The sequence below is a fragment of the Bartonella sp. bp_1 genome (assembly GCF_055808085.1).
On record NZ_CM147851.1, the window covers coordinates 769,800 to 786,872 of the forward strand.

The window sequence follows — 17,073 nt, forward strand, 5'->3', positions numbered from 1 at the left end:
GCGAATAAGTCTTGGAAAATCAGGTGAAAAGAGGAAGCATAGAATGCTTCCTCTTGAGTGTTATATCAACGCTTGTCCCATGCAGGCATCGGGAATTTGGCCGGAGAAATCGGGCCTTTTGGACCACGGATTTCGACAAGCTTTCCATCCTGTACCTGAATAACAATTTGTGGCAGATCAATCTGGCCGCGTTTATCAAAGGCAACAGGGCCGTAAAGGCTGTCAAACTTGATTTCAGCCAATGCATCACGCACTTTCTTGGGATCAATCGAGTTTGCTTTTTCCATGGCTTCCACAAAGGCTTGGACATCGGCAGCACCGGATGCAGCGTGATAATCAGGTTCATAGTTGAAGCGTGCCTTATATTCCTGTTCGAACTTGGCAGCATCGCCAAACCAGCGGTCTTTCAAGTCGCTAACAGGCAGCCATGCGGTCATACCAAAGGCATAGTCGGCATCGTTGCCCAATGCATTTCGGAAGTCTTCAGTCGAGACGCCCACAGTGAAGGAATACATTTTGGGCGCAAAGGCAAGACTTTTGGATTGACGTACGAAGTTCAATACTTCTGTTTCATGGCCGGCAACGAGTACCGCATCGATATCTTTGCTTTTTAATTGCGAGATAAGTGAACTGAAGTCTGTTGCATTGGTTGCAAACTTCTCATCGGCAACAATTTTAAAACCGGCTTTTTCAATCAGCGGGCGTGTACCTTGTGCAACCGATACATCAAATGAATCATCGGCATAGAGAAGGGCGACATTCTCGACTTTTGGGTCGAGGTCTTTCATGACATCGAGGGTCGAGCTGAAATAGTTGGTTGCTGGGGCCAAAGTGCCAAAAATATATTTGAAATTACGGGTGTATATTTCATCTGAAGCACCACCGCCTTGAACCATAGGGATCTGGTATTTTTCAGATATAACCGAATCGGCGAGTGCAAAATTACTGGCGAAAGGCCCGAGAAGGAAGTTAACCTTATCGTCTGTTACAAGTTGTGTATATTGGCGTACACTCAAATTGACGTTGGACTGATTGTCATAAATTTTCAAGGCAAGCTTGTAGGTTTTGCCATCAACAGTTACACCACCTGCTGCATTGATTTTGTCTACCGTAATTTCATAGGCATCTTTGTAATAACGGCCTGTATTGGCAACAGGGCCGGTTAACTGAACGGATGCGCCTAATGTAATAACGTCTTCTGCCGATGCCGAAGATGCAACAGCGGTACCACTAAGGGCAATGGCTCCGGCCGCAACAAAGCTGAATAATTTTTTTGTCATGATATTCCTCCAGTTAACCTTGTCAGTCAGCCTATATAAAAAACTTATGGTTGAAAAGTGGTATTTTATGCCCCCCATAAGAGCATATTCATTTAAGAAATGCTTATCAAAAACAAGTGAATATAAGCTAATCAAGTGCTTTTGATGTTGCAACCTGATACGCCCCGTTGACTTCATCTATTACCAAGCAATAAGGTTATAACGTCCTCGTGCTTTTTTGTGTATGGAGGATTATTCGCGTTGCTCGAAACAAATATAAAAAGGCTGTGAAAATGCAAAAGGCAGTGTCTGGAAATCAGTTTGCAATTAATCCTAATCCGCAATGTGTTTCTGATTCAAAACGTGCAGAATTATTGGTAAGCCCTGGTTTTGGCGTGGTTTTTACGGATCATATGGCTGTTTTGAAATGGTCGCAAGATAAGGGATGGCATAGTGGTGCTATTACAGCGCGCAAGCCTTTTGAAGTTGATCCGGCTAGTGCTGTTTTACATTATGCGCAGGAAATATTCGAAGGATTGAAGGCATACCGCGCTAAAGATGGCCGGATACTTTTGTTTAGACCGGAACAAAATGCCAAGCGTTTCAATCAATCGGCTGAACGGCTTGCTATGCCTGAGTTACCGGAGGCGCTTTTTCTGGAAGCTGTAGAAGAACTGGTGCGGATAGACCATAAATGGATACCGGATGCTCCCGATTCCAGTCTTTATCTGCGTCCTTTCATGTTCGCGAGTGAGAATTTCCTCGGCGTGCGACCTTCGAAGGAATATATTTTCTGTGTTATTGCGTCGCCTGTTGGCCCCTATTTCAAAGGTGGTGTCAAACCGGTCAATGTTTGGTTGGAGACAGAGTATAGCCGGGCCGGGCCGGGTGGTACAGGTGCTGCTAAATGTGGCGGTAATTATGCTGCAAGTTTGTTGGCGCAGGCCAATGCTTACGAGCAGGGGTGTGATCAGGTTTTGTTTCTTGATGTCGTCGAGAAAAAATGGATTGAAGAACTGGGCGGTATGAATGTCTGTTTTATCATGAGTGATAATCGTCTGATTACGCCCGAGCTTGATGGCAATATTCTGGCCGGTGTTACCCGTAGATCAATTTTGAAACTGGCTGAAAAATATGGCCTCAAGGTTGAGGAAAAGTCTTATTCTTTTGATGAATTGAAGGCTGATGCCAAGTCTGGTGCCTTGAAGGAAGTATTTGCCTGTGGAACAGCTGCTGTTATTGCTGCGATTGCTTGTTTTAAATATGAAGGTGGTGAAACCATTATCGGCAACGGCGAAGGTGGTGAAATTACCGCAAAGCTTCGTAGTGAATTAGTCGGAATCCAGAAAGGTGATATTGCTGATCCTGAAGGATGGGTGAGAGTTGTTAAAATTTAAGCAGCCTTGAAATTTTTACTTTGTAAACGGCTCCTTCGGGGGCCGTTTTAATGTGATGGACGGCTGATAATTTATTGGGGTGTGAAAGTCGATAAAATATTTTTCAGTTCCGGTTCGGCAACACGTCGTGCCGCTTCTGCTTGTCCAACCCATTCATAAATGCGCTGCCCATGTTCGGGCCATTTTTTTTCCTGATGTGAATAGTGTACAGCAAAAACATCAACGCTGAAATTGCCGTTTTCATTTTTAGGCATATCATGTTTTTCATAGTCATAGCGGCCGACAGGATGAATTTCGGCAACGCCGCGCACACCTGCCTCTTCATAGGATTCCCGCAGAGCTGCATGGGCCAGTGTTTTGCCTGGCATGGGCCAACCCTTAGGTATAATCCAGCGCCCCGTTCCGCGGCTGGTAATTAATAGGATTTGCAGTTGGTTGTCATGAATTCGATAGACGAGTGCACCTACTTGTAAAAAGCGGCCATTTTGGGTCAAAATGCGCTTTTCTTGTATAATCAAATTAGCCGCAATGTTCATTTTTTTTTCCTTATCGCAACAACCTAATATAGGAAAATGGATAAATGGTGAATTCATTCATAAAATATATGCTGTTGTTGTAGGTAATATATCGCACAGACAGTAGAGTTGCTGTTTCCAAGTTAATTTGGCTTATGAATAGTATAGCATCTGTCTCATCAATTTGAGTGGGAATGGGGTATGTTTGTTTTTTTACACAATGATTGGGACAGATAAATAGAAAAATAGAACTTTAAAAAAAGGACCCAGAAGGACCCTTTATGCATCTTTTAAAGCTTAAGATTTGCTGTTTTTGCGATTGCTGAGCAACTGCATTAATTGATGGTCACGCCATGCGGCCCGCTCTTTCCATTGATCAAGAGGTAGTATCTCTCGTCTTTGGCGTTCAACTTCATGAACCATTTCTTCTGTCCATGGGTCATGCTGACCGCGCTGGGCTCCCATGCGTTCGTAGGCTGGTCCCATTTTTTTTGCATGTACAGGAATGCCGCCAATTGTATTGAGGTCAACGGTCTCAAATGGACCAGTAACAGACCAGCGCAAGCCTAAACCGTTTTTCACAATATTATCAATGTCGCTAACTGAAGCAATGCCATCACGAACAAGGCAGTAGGCCTCACGCAAGATGGCACCTTGAAGTCTATTAAATACAAAGCCTTCAATTTCATGTTTCACTAATATGGGTTGCATATGGACGGATGAAAAAATATCTATAGTTTGTTGAGTTATAGTTTTTGATGTATTGGTAGATGGTACAATTTCTACGACAGGAATGAGGTAGGGTGGGTTGCCTGGATGTGCAATCAGGCAGCGCTCTTTATGATTTATATGCTTAGTAATTTCAGAAATCATCAAGGCTGATGAAGAGCTGACGAGAATCGTTTCAATGTCAGCGAGTTGATCAAGTTCGGCAAAAATGGACTGTTTGACATCAAGCTTTTCAGGGCCGCACTCGATAACTAAAGTCGTGCCAGTTACGGCATTTTGCATATTATCAAAGACTTTGACGCGATTAAGAATGGTCTCTGTACTTTCATGGATTAAGTCATATTGCGCAAGCGCATCAAGACGCGGACGTATACTGTCCAACGACTTGTTACGCATATCAGCTGAAGAATCAAAAATTTGAACTTGCCAACCGGCGCGTGAAAAGACCAGCGCAAAAGCTGTACCAATAATACCAGTGCCAATAATAGAAACGCTGGTGTTTTTTCCCTTATTCATTTTAGACTCCTGCAACGCCGATGGTCATGCCACCACAAACATAAAGAATTTGACCGGTGGTAAAGCCACTGCGTTGATCAAGCATGTAGGAGACAGCATGAGCGATATCTTCTGGCAAGCCGATGCGTTTAACTGGTACAGATTCAATGATTGCTTTGGTGCGTGGAGAATCAGCCGGATTAGCACGCTCAAAAAGCTCTGTTCGTATAGGGCCGGGGCCGATAGCATTGGCTGTTATCCCGAATTGCCCGAGCTCAAGTGCCCAAACGCGTGTCATGCCAATTAAACCGGCTTTGGTTGCGGCATAGGCAGTACGCAACTCCTTGCCTAAGGCGGCGCGTGACGACATATTAACAATGCGTCCAAAGCCCGCTTTTTTCATGTCAGGCAAAAGAGCTTGCATGGCTTGTAATGCACAACGCATATTCAGTGATACGACACGGTCAAATTCTTCAATTGTTTGTTGTTCTGCTGTATTAGGGGCTACCATGCCGACATTGTTTACAAGTCGGGTGATAGGCCCACCTTCAAGTGCTTTTTGTATGGCTATTCGTGTTTGCTCGGGATCTGTGAGGTCTGCATGTATCCCATCTCCTATACGGTCGATAATAACTGGTTCATATCCATCAGTTATACATCGCTTGGCGATGGCAGCTCCAATTCCACTGGCGCCACCTGTAATAAGAACACGTTCTTTGTTAGACATAGAAAACTCCCTTTCAGATTATTATCAGCGTATCACCAACGATAAGTACCACTAAGAATGTGCTGCAGAGCATCACAGCCGATGGTGTTTATAAATGGTAATAAATCTTCTCTGCTCCTCCCTTATTCGTTGAGGATAAATTTTTTTTCTTGCCTTCGTCAATAAATTTGTTCAATAATTGATAAATGTTCATATTGTGAACATCGGGAGGACTATGAAGGATACAGATTATATTGGTAGTCTTGCTAAAGGGCTGAAGGTTCTTGAAGCATTTGATCGTAGTGAACCACGCTTAACGATTGCCGATGTGGCGCGTCTGACCAACTTGGATAGAGCGACATCACGTCGCTGTCTGTTAACGTTTCATGCGCTTGGTTATGCTCACTATGATGGCAAATTTTTTTCATTGACGAGTAAAGTTTTTAATCTTGGGCGTAGTCATATGGAATTGAATCCTCTGCCTAAGATTATTCAGCCGTGGCTTGATAAACTTTCTAAACAAATAGGCCATAGTACTTCGGCCTCTGTGCTTGATGGTACTGAAATTGTCTATATAGCGCGTGCATCGCAACAACGTATCATGTCGATCAATTTGACTATTGGTAGTCGTCTTCCGGCGTGGTGTAGCTCTATGGGGCGTGTTTTGTTGGCAGGTTTGTCACAGGAAGAGCGCAATGTCATATTGCAAAGAAGTCAAATCATAGCCCAAACACCCAAGACATGTATAAATCGTACGGATCTTGATGAAATCTTCAAGAATATCAAAAGGCAAGGCTATGCCTTTATTGATCAGGAACTTGAATTGGGGCTTTGCTCCATAGCGGTCCCACTTAAAAATAAAACCGGTAAAACAATTGCTGCTATTAATCTAGGGATGCCGGCGGCACAAATTGAAGTGAGGGATATTTTTGAAAAATATCTGCCTCTTCTGAAGGATTGTAGTCACAATATTTCAGAATACATCAACGAATAAATCATTTTCTTTGTTAAGGATATTCCATGGATATCCTTATTAAAACATGTGGATATGAAACATACATAAAGTAAAATATTATATTGGAGTAGGGAGAAAAATTAAATGTCGAGTGAATTGGAAATAAGAACACGAGCAGCAAAGAAAGCAGGTATTGCTTCTTTTGTTGGCACTACAATCGAATGGTATGATTTTTATGCTTATAGTACAGCTGCCGCGCTTGTTCTCGGAAAGCTTTTTTTCCCATCAACGGATCCTGGTACTGCTACATTGGCCGCATTTGCTACTTTTTGGGTTGGTTTTTTTGCACGTCCAATAGGGGGCGTTTTCTTTGGTCATCTTGGGGATCGTATTGGACGCAAGAAAACACTTGTTGCTACTTTGTTTTTAATGGGTATCTGTACGACATTGATTGGCTTTCTTCCGACTTATGATCGTGTCGGTATTACGGCTGCTGGGTTGTTGGTGGCGTTGCGCCTTATCCAAGGGCTTGCGATGGGTGGTGAATGGGGCGGAGCCGTTGTGCTTTCAGCTGAGCATGCGCCAAAAGGCAAGTCGATTTTCTATGCTGCTTTTGCGCAGCAAGGATCCCCTGCTGGTAATTTGTTGGCAACAGTTGTCTTTCTATTTTTCTCAATGTTGCCCGATGAGCAATTTATGAGCTGGGGGTGGCGTATTCCATTCATCTTCTCGGCGCTGTTGGTTATCATTGGTTTGATCATTCGTATGAATGTCGATGAATCGCCTGAAATGGAAAAGCTGATGAAGGAAAAGACTATCGTTCGTCTTCCTATCGGTGAAGTATTAAAAAGCCATTTGGGAGTTGTTTTACTCGGTATTGGGGCAACAGTTATCACTGTTACTGCAACATATTTTAAAACTACATTCGCTTTGGCTTGGGCTGTTGAGGAGCATTTTTTTACCCGCACCGAGTTTTTGACGATTATTACTTTTGCTCTGGTCGTGCAATTTTTTGTCCAGCCTTTTGGTGCGGTTTTAGCTTCAAAGTTTGATCTTAAAAAGACTATTACTTGGATGTTGGTTCCTGAAGTTATTACTTTGCCATTGATGTTCACGCTGATTGAAACAAAATCCATGCCTTTGGCTATGATCGGCATGGCTTTGGCAACTATTCCTCATGCGCTTTATTATGCTGCTCTTGCTGGTATTCTTGTCAAAGCATTTCCGGCTAGAGTGCGTTATACCGCAATTTCTGTTACATATCAGGTATGTTCGATGATTTTTGCTGGCTCAACGCCGATTGTAGCGCAGTATCTGCTCAATAAAACAGATACAATTTTATCGCCTATGGCCTTTGGTATTGCACAGGTGCTTTTGACACTCGTTTGCGGTTTGGCATTGATTAAGTATGCTAATATCCGCAATGAGAAAGATGAGGCATAATTGGTTGCTTTAATCTAGTAGTCATAAGAAAGGGGCCTGTTGGCCCCTTTCTCATATGCTCATTTGGTGTAATATTTTTACACACCGATTGCTTGATCTGACGTATGCGCGTTGTGAATTTGTGTTGTGGTCTTGTGGTCTGATGCACTGATTTTAAGGATTGGTTCGTTATGACCCTTCATGAAGAGAGACGTGCTAACGATTCTTCTATCGACATCAATTATGTGGTTGATATTTTGTGTCACACTAATAGTATTTTGCTGTTGATGAGCTTTCGGGCTTCATGGAGACCGATAAAGCTTGCTCCGGTTATTGTGGACTTGGAGCAGGATGTGAATAGACGGAAAACAAAAAGTGTCTAACTGTAGTGACTGCAGCTTTTCTTGCTTTAAAAACGCTAATGAAAAGAGATTTTTGTTGGTGAGCGCGCAGGGATTCGAACCCTGGACCTACTGATTAAAAGTTATTATTTAATCATTCTATTATACACTCACGCTTACGCCCTCATACTACCAACAAAATTATAACTAACTGATATTATTCAACTGTTGGTTTTAGAGCGTAAAATATCGTAAGGCCACCTTTCCATTTTTAATATTTTGCGGTTAAATGATTCCGCGTCACATCCGCGTCACAGATATCCATATCTTTTAGTAGAAATATACAGATGAATTCCGAACTTCCATTTACTGAAAAAGCAATTTCTTCGATTTCCCCTTGCGGAAAATTGCCGTGGCCTATTTCGTATAACCCTTGATCGTAGGCAGCGAATTAAACTTGCTCGCGTCACACCGGAATTGCTTGACGACTACATCGCACAGGAAATGACACTTGAACAATTGGAAGCTTTTGCCATTACCGATGATCAGGACGTCAGAAGCAGGTCTGGAAGTTACTCATGCAGCTTCCTTATGGGCACAGCCTTATCAGATCAAGCGACATCTAATGGAAACGAGTGTACAAACCACAGACCGTCGTGTTCGCTTCGTCGGTGTGGACACTTATGCCGCAGCCGGCGGCCCAATAACACGTGATCTCTTCGATGATGAAAATGATATTTATCTGGAAGATGTCATGTTACTGGACAACCTTTTCATGGAAAAGCTTGAAAGTAAGGCGGAGGAACTTCGTGCCGCGGACTGGAACTAGGTTAAACCGCTTGAAAACAGCCAGAACACTGAACGCCACGATTATGAGCATTACAAGGGTACCGTACTTGAATCCACGGATGAACAGAACGCCGAAATTGATGCTTTGCAGACTGAAGCTGATGATCGATATGATGAAGTCCTTCCTTGATCGAAGCGATGCAGAAGCCGCTCTATACCGATGACGGTACTGGTGGACCGGATGATTATCCTGTCGCCTTGGAAAAAATGCAGGGCGATAGTGAGTCGGAAGATATCGCCGAGGTTGACGAATCCGATTCCGGGTTGTCTGATCGCTTGCTCTCGGGCCTGACGCAGCACCGCACCAAGGCCGCGCGCAACAAGCTTGGAAAAAAATCCTATGTCGCCTTGACATTCTTGCTTTGCCGTTTGTTCCGCAAACGTTACACTGCCTATGGTTCGCGCGGCTTGGATCATATTTCGCAGATTTCAATCACCGACAATGCTTTCGGCTATGAAAAACTGGAAGAAACGCCATACGGCTAGGAAATTGATAAGCGCTAAGCTGACTACAAGGAACTGCAAAGCCCGAATGATAAAGATCTCTGGTACAAGATCAGCGCCATGATGACCGACGAAAAGCTGACACTTCTAGCGCATTACCTGTCTTATGGTCTTAATCTCGTCGAAGGCAAAACCATGCAGGCTTACAACGCCAATCGCCGTCGCCAGCAGAAGGATCTGTTGTTTGAAACACTCGACTTTGACATGCGTGAGGAAGGCTTTATCCCCGATGCCGATAATTGCTTTTCCATGATGACCAAGGCGCAGGTGCTCGACGTTATCGCCGAAGTGAAAGACCCGACGACGGCACGCCAATTGAGCACTTTCAAAAAAGAACAGATCGCGCACGCGGCCGAACGCATTACCCGAGATACAGATTGGCTTCCGACACTGTTGCGCTCGACCAATGACAACAAGCGGGATTCTGAAGACATTATGCCAAATTTCATCAGGCCAAATGTTCCGGCCTGACGGATCAAACCGTCATGGTTGAAGCCGCCGAATAAGGCGGCTTCTCATTCCGAAAGTCTCCCAACTTTACAGCCCGCACCAATGCGGCTTTTTTCTTTTTGGAGCAACAAAATGCCTCAACTTATTTAAACGACTGTATACAACGTCAATGAACTATCCGGCACAACCAAACAAAAGGCGCGCGACTGCTTAAGCTTCCCCTTTCTTCACACAGATTAAAAGTAGAATAATGTGGTGTTGATGTCAGGAGGAATTGTACGAGGAAGTCACTACTCAGCGAAACGCAGATTGTCACAATCTTGAAGCAGCCTGACGCAGTTGTTCCGGTCAAGGACATTTGTCAGTAAGCGGGCATCAGCGCGCCGACCTATTACGAGTGGCAGTTTAAATTTAGCATCCTTGATGCATCGGAGCTCATTTGGGTCAAGGAATTGAAAGCAGAGAACGCCGAACTCAAAAAGGATATATGCAGAGCTTGCGCTTGACAATGCGGAGATGAAGGATCTGATCGTAAAAAAATTGTAAGGCCGGAATGCAAGCGCGTTGCGATGCGGTACCTCTGTGAAATGCACGCATTACAGGTGCGCCGGTCCTGTGAATACGTTAGCTTCTAACAATTCGCACAGTATCAACCACCTCTGGACTGGAGGGGATGCGATGGAGAGTTGATGATAGCGCTTTGTGATCTGGTCGAGGTTTATTCAAGACGCGGCTTCTGAAAAGTTCAGACGAAGCAGCGCAAGCGACCCGATTGGAACCACAAGAGGATCTATCGCATGTGCAAGGCGCTGAACCTCAATCTGAGGCGCAAGGCTAGGTAAAGACTTCCCAAGCGTCATCGCGTGTCCCTCTACGTACCCCGCCTACTAGATACCGTCTGATTAGCCGACTTAATGGCCGATGCACTGACATGGGGTCGCAGTTTTGGAACCTTCAACGTTGTTGATGACTTCAACCGAGGGGCCCTGAACATCGAGGTCGACACATTGATCTTATCAACGCGGTTGGTCTGCGTATCCGTGCAGCCAAGTGCAATCATGGATCCCCATAGTATCTGCGCACCGATAACAGACCTGAGTGTCTCGGCCAGACTTTTATGCCATGCATCGAGAGCAACAGCATGGTGATTCGTTATATTCAACCGAGCCAGTCCAATCAGAACGCCCATATCGAACGTTTCAACCGGACTTTCCGCGAAAAGGTTCTTAACCAACACCTGTTCGCTGCGGGAGGCGGCATACTGATGGATGATCGACTACAATGAAAGACGTCCCCATTACGCACTCGCTAATTTCTCACTAACGCAATACACACAAAAAAATCAGTAATCCTTCTAACTTTAAAGTGTACACTTGACAGGGTAGCTAACTTCGCTAAATATCTGCGTGTAGCCTGTGCGTCGTTTCAATCATAATCGGCGGCGGGTTCTGTGCTCGGGCGATTCGAATATGCTGTACTAATGAAGTTCATCCACCAGCCATCGACGGCCAATCGCCTCGGCGAATTCCTGACTGAAAACCTGCGAAAGCCCTGGCTGACCTTCCGCGCTGCGGTTGCGTTCGTAAAGCAATCCGGCACACGCCATATTGTCGAGCCCTTGTCCTTGTTTTCTAAGACGAGCCGCAGCGAGCTGGTCGTCGGAATCGACCATCGCGGAACATCCAGGGAAGGACTCGAAGACCTGCTCTTAGGGGTCGGAAACAGCGGGCGCGTCGTCGTCTTCCACAACCCGATTGCCTCCACCTTCCATCCGAAGGTCTATCTGTTCCGGTCGGAGACTAAGGCCGAAGTACTAATCGGCTCCGGTAATTTGACGGAAGGCGGTCTGTTCACGAACTACGAAGCCGCGGTGCATCTCGATCTCGACCTTTCGGCGGAATCTGACGCCTCGATCCTTCATTCCATCGAAACCGTTCTCGACGACTGGGCGGACACCAGCAGCGGAACGGCGCGGGTTCTCGAGGCCGATTTCCTGACTAAGCTAGTCGCGCGGGGCTATGTGCCAATTGAAGCGCTGACTGTGCCCGAACGGGCTCCGGCGGAAGGAGGCGAGTACGAACCAGAAACCGCCGACGATACCGAAGAATTGGAAACGTTGTTTTCTGCGCGGGGTGTTACACGAGCGCCAGCAGTTGCAAGGCGCGCCCGTACTGCGGGAACAGCAACCTATACTGCGGCAGCTCCAACTATCGCTGGAACGGGAGCTGCTGCCCTACCGTCCAAGGGTTTCGTGATGACTCTTCAACGTACTGACGTAGGCACCGGGCAGGTGATCGCCGGCACATCGAGGCGGTCCCCTGAAATCTTTGTTCCGCTCAGTGCCCGAGATGTCGATCCCGATTTTTGGGGCTGGCCAGACAGCTTTACGGCGGACGCGTCCAAGATGGGAAAGTTCGACCGTTTCGGCGTACGGATGCGTTTAGGCACGAACCTCGTCAACGTTAATATGATGACCTGGCCAGACAAGCACGATTTCCGGCTTCGGAGCGAGGCCCTGCGAAGTGCTGGCAATATCGGGGATATATTGAGGGTCGAACGCACCGATCCCGCCAGTGGGTCCGATTATTTCGCGGTTGTGATCCCGCCTGGCGCGACGGACTACCCGATCTACCGTGCGCTTTGCACCCACACTGTCCGGAATTCGCTAAAGCTCTACGGCTATTATTGATCCTTTTGTAGTGTAATAATCTGCTCCGAAGGCATGGCGTTGTTGCGGAAGATATCGCGAGAGACGAGCATATCCATGGACAGGTTTCCCGCGAGACGAAAACCGGCAGCTTCCGCGATCTTCGCTAGATGATCGGTCGTGCGTATCTCGATAGCCTCTCCGCCGGCTGTAGTGCGGTTGTTTCCGATCACCATGAACATGGTGCCGTGCGAGGCCAGCAACGCGCGCTGCTGTTCGACCACGGCTTTCATGTCGAAGAAATATTTGGCCAGTAGCGCCGACAGATTGCGCCGCCTGAATCCGGCATCAGAGTTCTTGTTCAGCTTGTCGATCTTCTCGATGAGCGTACGGGTCGCTGAGGGTAGCTCGTGGCGGTGTTCTTCATAATACTCCCAGTAGGCCGCTCGAATTTTGTCCGTAATCTCGCGGTTTCCGATCATAAGGGTATCGCGGCTGCGATGATCTGGGCGGGAGAGCAGTTGCAGATAGATCAGACTTAACCTGTCCGTATCGAGGTAAGGCAGCGCCGTAGCATAGGGTGGCGATGTGATGATTGCATCAACCCTCCCGATCAGGTCGGGCAGCGCCTGTGCGGACGTTCTCGCATCGGCCCCGTGAACCTCGTGCGTGCCAAAACCGTTCGTCCCTCGCTGTGCATTGTAGGCCACGATCAGCTTGGTGGAGCGGAGCAGTTCATCCAGATAACGTTCGATCACTGCCCTAGGCGCGATGGACCGCACCTCTTTGCGCACGCGCAAATCGTCCGGCTTTTGCCAAGACACCTGCCGCAGGATATTGCTTAGACACAGGGTATAGAGAGAGCGGATCGACCCGGGCGACAAACCGTCGATGACCATCTGGATATGGTCGAGTTCGTCCAGGACGCTCGGCGCAAACCATTTCTGGAGATAGTCTTGATCGGAGCCGCTCATCGTCGCAAAATGTCCCTGCTGCGTACGCTTGCGGACGGGCTTTTTCAGCTCTTGCGTCAGTTTTTCATACGCTTTGATTAGTTGCGCCGGACTGAGGTTCAGCGCTTGGCATTTGACCTTGGACAAGAACACGGAGAACGGGTTCATATCCAGCCCAACGGCACGGCGCCCAAGCAGGACGGATTCGACCAACGTGGTGCCGCTCCCGCACATCGGGTCAATGACGATGCCGTTTCTGGGAACCTCGGCCATATTAATTAGGGCGCGAACAAGCTGTGGAAAGAATTTCCCGCGATACTCATGAAGCCCGTGCGTGGCGTACCGCAGGCAGCGCTTGTTGGGCAGCTTCTTATCGACGATCTCTGGCGCCATGAGCGGCATATCATTCAGAGCGACGCCGTTCCTTGCAATGAGTGACGTCGCCTCACCGCGAAGTTGATCGGTGACAGACGTCGTTTTGGAAGAGACCGCCTCCCAGTAGGCAAGTTGAGAGCACAGTTTTTCGCGGCTGACTTTGCTTGTGACGCGAAACGAGATGGCCGTCTCAAGATTGCCATTCACCGGTAAGGGATCGTCGCCTGACAAGGCCCGCAACTCGGCCAGCGCAAGCTGACGCTCGAACGGCTGGATATATTCTTTAATCTTGCAGGTAAGGGCGACCATGTCAGACTTTCTGAAGAATCAAAATTTTCTCGGTTTTTATCTTCCCGATTTTCGGATTGAAGGATTTTCTGTTGGCGTTGATGGATCGCTCAAGACGTGCGGCCTCGCGGAAGCCTGCGACGGAGCCCGCCTCCGATACTAACGAAGCGTTGTCGATGCGTTCCCCGTTGAGCGTAGAATCGCCAATGACAAAGCAGGCATACCGGCGATCCCGCAGGCGCGTTCGCAACCATTGGAAAATTCTCTCGAACTCCGCCTGGAAAGTTTTCTCGGTCGCCCGGTGGGGGCCTTTGGCACTGTATTTCCGATGGCTACCAATTTCTATCTTCTTGAAGGCTTCCGGATCGTAACCGAGCCAGAGAAGCCGCGTCCGGTGATAGAGATGATAGCTGAACGCATTTGGATAAGGAGGCGAACAGACTACCAGATCAAACGGCTCCGTTTCGGGCATATCGAGAATGTTGCTATTATAGATATCGCAGTGAAAGCGATCCTCGATCAGGTCGGTGAGTTCCTTCGTCGCTTCCATCGCACCTTTGAGCTGCGAAATATACCGCTTGACCGTATCTCCCGGCAGGATATGCTTTTCGCGGCGAACGTAGCGCGTATCGGAGTCCTGCTTCGACACACTCACGATAATCGAGGACAGCGTAACCTCGCAGAGCATCCTTGCGGACTCTGACTGGATTTTTTCGATCAGCCTACGAAGTTCGGCTAGCTCCTCGACAACATGCGGCAGGAACCAGAATTCACAGATTTGCGGGCCTGGCCGCTCACCGGGCGATATAAATGACCTGCCGCCGTAAAATAGATCGCCTTCGGCAGGCGATATGTGATCGGCGAGACCTTGGCATTCGTGAAGATGCGAACTTACACAAGCAAACTGCGCCTCGCCCAGCGGTGTGGTTTTGGCGCGGCTAATCAAGGCTGCCAAGGGGTTCGCATCGATTCCGATGGCATTGCGTTTCAGTTGGAGCGCCTCCAGCAGCGTGGTGCCACTACCGCAGAAGATATCCGCAATCGTCTCGCCGACAGAGGATAATTCCTGGATCAACGCATTTGGAATTTGCGGAATGAATTTGGCAGGATAAGGATGAACACCGTGTGTCAGATAAGACGTTTTCGCCGACGTGAAATCCCATTCTATACCTCGCAACCGTTCAATGGCCGGGTCGAGACCGTTAAGCGGTACCTGGGCATCGCCGCCGTTTTGCGCGAAAGCGACGATGGCCTCAGCTTCTCTTTGCGAGAAGACGCGCCAACCGTGACGGTTACGATGAGGCTCCGCTACCGCATGATCCCGAAGCCACCGCAGCAAGGTATCTTTGTGAACCCCCGCAAGATCGGCTACCATTTGTGTCGTTAATGAACTGCTTTGCATATACGTGCCTATAGTTTGCGGCATGATACACGGGATGGGATTTAACTGACAAACACAAATTTCAGTTTATCCTCAATGGATTGAGAAATGGGTCTTTTTAGCAACAGTTGTCCGCCCCGTCGGCCGATTTAGAGTGTAGGCGCATAAAAAATTTGATCCAGATATAGACGGCCATGAGTTTGATAACGGCAAGGCAATTTATGGGATACTTTTTGTATCTGGTGACGATCCCCGGAAACTGTTTGAGCTTGCCGAAAAAACGTTCGACAAGATCGCGTAACTGGTAAGCCATAGGGAAAAAAAGAAACGTTTTTTTGTTCTTTTTTAATGGGATATTGGCCCACATATCTAGCTCTTGCACCAACTTCCGTATACCATAGGTATCATAGGCGCGATCATGCGCATGTCATAAGGCGACCCATGTCGTATTGAAGTGCATATTAGAAAATCTGCATGTTGTCCACATCAAACAGCGATGGATAAAACTCAACCAGACGGTTTTGATTCTTTTATCAAGTGCCGAAGAGGTAAAGGAGTTTTGTTTCTTTGTGCCGCGTTTTTGAAATGGAGAGGTTAGGTATTTTGCTTTTTATCTATATTCCGCGTCACAAAATCAACGTCGTGTGACGCGGTTAACTAATAAGTTATTGATTTTATTGGTGAGCGCGCAGGGATTCGAACCCTGGACCTACTGATTAAAAGTCAGTTGCTCTACCGGCTGAGCTACGCGCTCCCGAGCGAGCATCTGCTCGCTGAAAGTTGCCGGAACATACGGAGGCAGTTGCCATTGGTCAACACCTTTTTTATAAAAAAATGCATAAATGCAAAAAGATAGGCAACTGTTTGCTTTAGCCGTGAAAAAAACATTGATTGCGGATAATATATCACTGTTTTACCGCGGCCGTTTTTTATTGTAAAAAAAAGCGTTAGATAACTGCGTGTATATAAATGGAGCAGCGCTTTGGGTGTGGATATCTCGATTCTAGGTGTTTTGGGGGCAGGGGCCTTGTCATTTCTTTCGCCTTGCGTATTGCCTCTGGTTCCGCCTTATCTTTGTTATATGGCCGGAGTCAGCATGGATGATTTTCGCAATAGCAAGCCTGATACAATCGACGACCAGAAATTATTGGCTTTGGTTTTGGCTGCCTTATGCTTTGTCTTGGGGTTTACCACAGTTTTCGTTGCGCTTGGTGCTGTTGCAACCACGATAGGGGCGTTTCTTAGGGCCTATCAAGACTGGTTGGCGATTGCGGCTGGCATTGTTATTATTCTGATGGGGCTCAATTTTCTTGGGCTTCTGCGCATTTCATTGTTTTTACGCGAAGCACGATTCCAAACACGCAATGTTCAGGCTTCTCCATTGGGAGCTTATGTTATGGGGCTTGCCTTTGCTTTTGGTTGGACCCCCTGTATAGGACCGATTCTTGGTCCAATTCTAACTGTTGCGGGCTCCAAAGAGACGGCATTGGAGGGAGCGCAGCTTTTAGCCTTTTATTCATTAGGGCTTGGCATTCCATTTTTGTTGGCTGGCGTGTTTTCCGGAGCCTTTATGATTTTTCTTGGAAAATTTCGGTCATTTTTGGGGGTGGTTGAAAAAATTATAGGTATCCTTCTTGTCTTGACCGGTATTCTTTTTTTGACAGGACAAATGCAAACCATGTCTTATTGGATGTTGGAGACTTTCCCGGACCTTGCAAATGTGGAAGGGATGAGCTGGTCTGATATTGTGGGTTTCTTTACTGGTCGTATGTAAGGTGCCATTCAATTTGTTACAAATCTATTTAAA

General features: G+C 47.1%; 14 protein-coding genes, 2 tRNA genes and 1 pseudogene. 9 read left to right on the forward strand and 8 right to left on the reverse strand.

Annotation, left to right across the window (positions count from 1 at the left end; all coding sequences use genetic code 11):
• Positions 1-65 precede the first annotated feature (65 nt).
• Positions 66-1,280 carry an amino acid ABC transporter substrate-binding protein gene (locus tag ACYZ97_RS03850; protein ID WP_473300166.1) on the reverse strand — a complete coding sequence of 405 codons (1,215 nt, stop codon included), beginning with the start codon at positions 1,278-1,280 and terminating at the stop codon, positions 66-68.
• A gap of 272 nt (positions 1,281-1,552) precedes the next feature.
• Here ACYZ97_RS03850 and ACYZ97_RS03855 point away from each other — a divergent pair, with 272 nt between their 5' ends.
• The gene (locus ACYZ97_RS03855) at positions 1,553-2,656 is read left to right on the forward strand and encodes a branched-chain amino acid aminotransferase (RefSeq protein WP_473300167.1); all 1,104 of its coding nucleotides are present in this window, start codon (positions 1,553-1,555) and stop codon (positions 2,654-2,656) included.
• Between the two features lie 71 nt (positions 2,657-2,727).
• On the opposite strand, the gene ACYZ97_RS03860 is transcribed toward ACYZ97_RS03855, so the two are convergent.
• From ACYZ97_RS03860 to ACYZ97_RS03870, 3 genes are all read right to left on the reverse strand, one after another.
• Entirely contained in the window at positions 2,728-3,192 is a 465-nt protein-coding gene (locus tag ACYZ97_RS03860) for an NUDIX hydrolase (RefSeq protein WP_473300168.1), read from the reverse strand.
• A 276-nt stretch (positions 3,193-3,468) separates the two neighbouring features.
• Positions 3,469-4,416, reverse strand: a complete 948-nt coding sequence (locus tag ACYZ97_RS03865) for a 3-hydroxyacyl-CoA dehydrogenase (protein ID WP_473300169.1) — start codon at positions 4,414-4,416, stop codon at positions 3,469-3,471.
• A 1-nt stretch (position 4,417) separates the two neighbouring features.
• Positions 4,418-5,122: an SDR family NAD(P)-dependent oxidoreductase gene (locus tag ACYZ97_RS03870; protein WP_473300170.1), complete on the reverse strand. Its 705-nt coding sequence runs from the start codon at positions 5,120-5,122 to the stop codon at positions 4,418-4,420.
• Between the two features lie 214 nt (positions 5,123-5,336).
• On the opposite strand from ACYZ97_RS03870, the gene ACYZ97_RS03875 reads away from it, so the two are divergent.
• Both ACYZ97_RS03875 and ACYZ97_RS03880 read left to right on the forward strand, forming a co-directional pair.
• A complete protein-coding gene (locus ACYZ97_RS03875; RefSeq protein ID WP_473300171.1) occupies positions 5,337-6,095 on the forward strand; it encodes an IclR family transcriptional regulator domain-containing protein in 759 nt (252 codons plus the stop codon).
• Positions 6,096-6,200: 105 nt separating this feature from the next.
• The gene (locus ACYZ97_RS03880) at positions 6,201-7,499 is read left to right on the forward strand and encodes an MFS transporter (protein ID WP_473300172.1); all 1,299 of its coding nucleotides are present in this window, start codon (positions 6,201-6,203) and stop codon (positions 7,497-7,499) included.
• Between the two features lie 418 nt (positions 7,500-7,917).
• Here ACYZ97_RS03880 and ACYZ97_RS03885 read toward each other — a convergent pair.
• Positions 7,918-8,005: transfer RNA gene (locus ACYZ97_RS03885), tRNA-Ser, on the reverse strand.
• Positions 8,006-8,330: 325 nt separating this feature from the next.
• Here ACYZ97_RS03885 and ACYZ97_RS03890 point away from each other — a divergent pair.
• The 5 genes and pseudogenes from ACYZ97_RS03890 (at position 8,331) to ACYZ97_RS03910 (ending at position 12,311) form a co-directional block, all read left to right on the forward strand.
• A complete protein-coding gene (locus ACYZ97_RS03890) occupies positions 8,331-8,648 on the forward strand; it encodes a hypothetical protein (protein ID WP_473300173.1) in 318 nt (105 codons plus the stop codon).
• Between the two features lie 146 nt (positions 8,649-8,794).
• Positions 8,795-9,154 (forward strand): hypothetical protein, encoded by a 360-nt coding sequence (locus tag ACYZ97_RS03895; protein ID WP_473300174.1) that lies wholly within the window; start codon positions 8,795-8,797, stop codon positions 9,152-9,154.
• A gap of 78 nt (positions 9,155-9,232) precedes the next feature.
• Positions 9,233-9,643, forward strand: a complete 411-nt coding sequence (locus tag ACYZ97_RS03900; RefSeq protein WP_473300175.1) for a hypothetical protein — start codon at positions 9,233-9,235, stop codon at positions 9,641-9,643.
• 287 nt (positions 9,644-9,930) lie between these two features.
• A pseudogene (locus ACYZ97_RS03905) lies at positions 9,931-10,971 on the forward strand (integrase core domain-containing protein).
• A gap of 131 nt (positions 10,972-11,102) precedes the next feature.
• Positions 11,103-12,311: a phospholipase D family protein gene (locus ACYZ97_RS03910; protein ID WP_473300176.1), complete on the forward strand. Its 1,209-nt coding sequence runs from the start codon at positions 11,103-11,105 to the stop codon at positions 12,309-12,311.
• On the opposite strand, the gene ACYZ97_RS03915 is transcribed toward ACYZ97_RS03910, so the two are convergent.
• The 3 genes from ACYZ97_RS03915 to ACYZ97_RS03925 all read right to left on the reverse strand — a co-directional run bounded on the left by ACYZ97_RS03915 (position 12,305) and on the right by ACYZ97_RS03925 (position 16,020).
• Positions 12,305-13,906 carry a TRM11 family SAM-dependent methyltransferase gene (locus ACYZ97_RS03915; RefSeq protein WP_473300177.1) on the reverse strand — a complete coding sequence of 534 codons (1,602 nt, stop codon included), beginning with the start codon at positions 13,904-13,906 and terminating at the stop codon, positions 12,305-12,307. The genes ACYZ97_RS03910 and ACYZ97_RS03915 overlap by 7 nt on opposite strands.
• Position 13,907: 1 nt before the next feature.
• Positions 13,908-15,287, reverse strand: a complete 1,380-nt coding sequence (locus ACYZ97_RS03920) for a DNA methyltransferase (RefSeq protein WP_473300178.1) — start codon at positions 15,285-15,287, stop codon at positions 13,908-13,910.
• Positions 15,288-15,944: 657 nt separating this feature from the next.
• A tRNA-Lys gene (locus ACYZ97_RS03925) sits at positions 15,945-16,020 on the reverse strand.
• 228 nt (positions 16,021-16,248) lie between these two features.
• On the opposite strand from ACYZ97_RS03925, the gene ACYZ97_RS03930 reads away from it, so the two are divergent.
• Positions 16,249-17,040 carry a cytochrome c biogenesis CcdA family protein gene (locus ACYZ97_RS03930; protein WP_473300179.1) on the forward strand — a complete coding sequence of 264 codons (792 nt, stop codon included), beginning with the start codon at positions 16,249-16,251 and terminating at the stop codon, positions 17,038-17,040.
• The last annotated feature ends 33 nt before the right edge of the window (positions 17,041-17,073 follow it).

Coding starts and splice junctions, on each gene's coding strand:
- ACYZ97_RS03875 (WP_473300171.1), top strand. CDS start 5,337: ATGAAGGATACAGATTATATTGGTAGTCTTGCTAAAGGGCTGAAGGTT.
- ACYZ97_RS03860 (WP_473300168.1), bottom strand. CDS start 3,192: ATGAACATTGCGGCTAATTTGATTATACAAGAAAAGCGCATTTTGACC.
- ACYZ97_RS03900 (WP_473300175.1), top strand. CDS start 9,233: ATGATGACCGACGAAAAGCTGACACTTCTAGCGCATTACCTGTCTTAT.
- ACYZ97_RS03855 (WP_473300167.1), top strand. CDS start 1,553: ATGCAAAAGGCAGTGTCTGGAAATCAGTTTGCAATTAATCCTAATCCG.
- ACYZ97_RS03865 (WP_473300169.1), bottom strand. CDS start 4,416: ATGAATAAGGGAAAAAACACCAGCGTTTCTATTATTGGCACTGGTATT.
- ACYZ97_RS03880 (WP_473300172.1), top strand. CDS start 6,201: ATGTCGAGTGAATTGGAAATAAGAACACGAGCAGCAAAGAAAGCAGGT.
- ACYZ97_RS03850 (WP_473300166.1), bottom strand. CDS start 1,280: ATGACAAAAAAATTATTCAGCTTTGTTGCGGCCGGAGCCATTGCCCTT.
- ACYZ97_RS03910 (WP_473300176.1), top strand. CDS start 11,103: ATGAAGTTCATCCACCAGCCATCGACGGCCAATCGCCTCGGCGAATTC.
- ACYZ97_RS03915 (WP_473300177.1), bottom strand. CDS start 13,906: ATGGTCGCCCTTACCTGCAAGATTAAAGAATATATCCAGCCGTTCGAG.
- ACYZ97_RS03920 (WP_473300178.1), bottom strand. CDS start 15,287: ATGCAAAGCAGTTCATTAACGACACAAATGGTAGCCGATCTTGCGGGG.
- ACYZ97_RS03870 (WP_473300170.1), bottom strand. CDS start 5,122: ATGTCTAACAAAGAACGTGTTCTTATTACAGGTGGCGCCAGTGGAATT.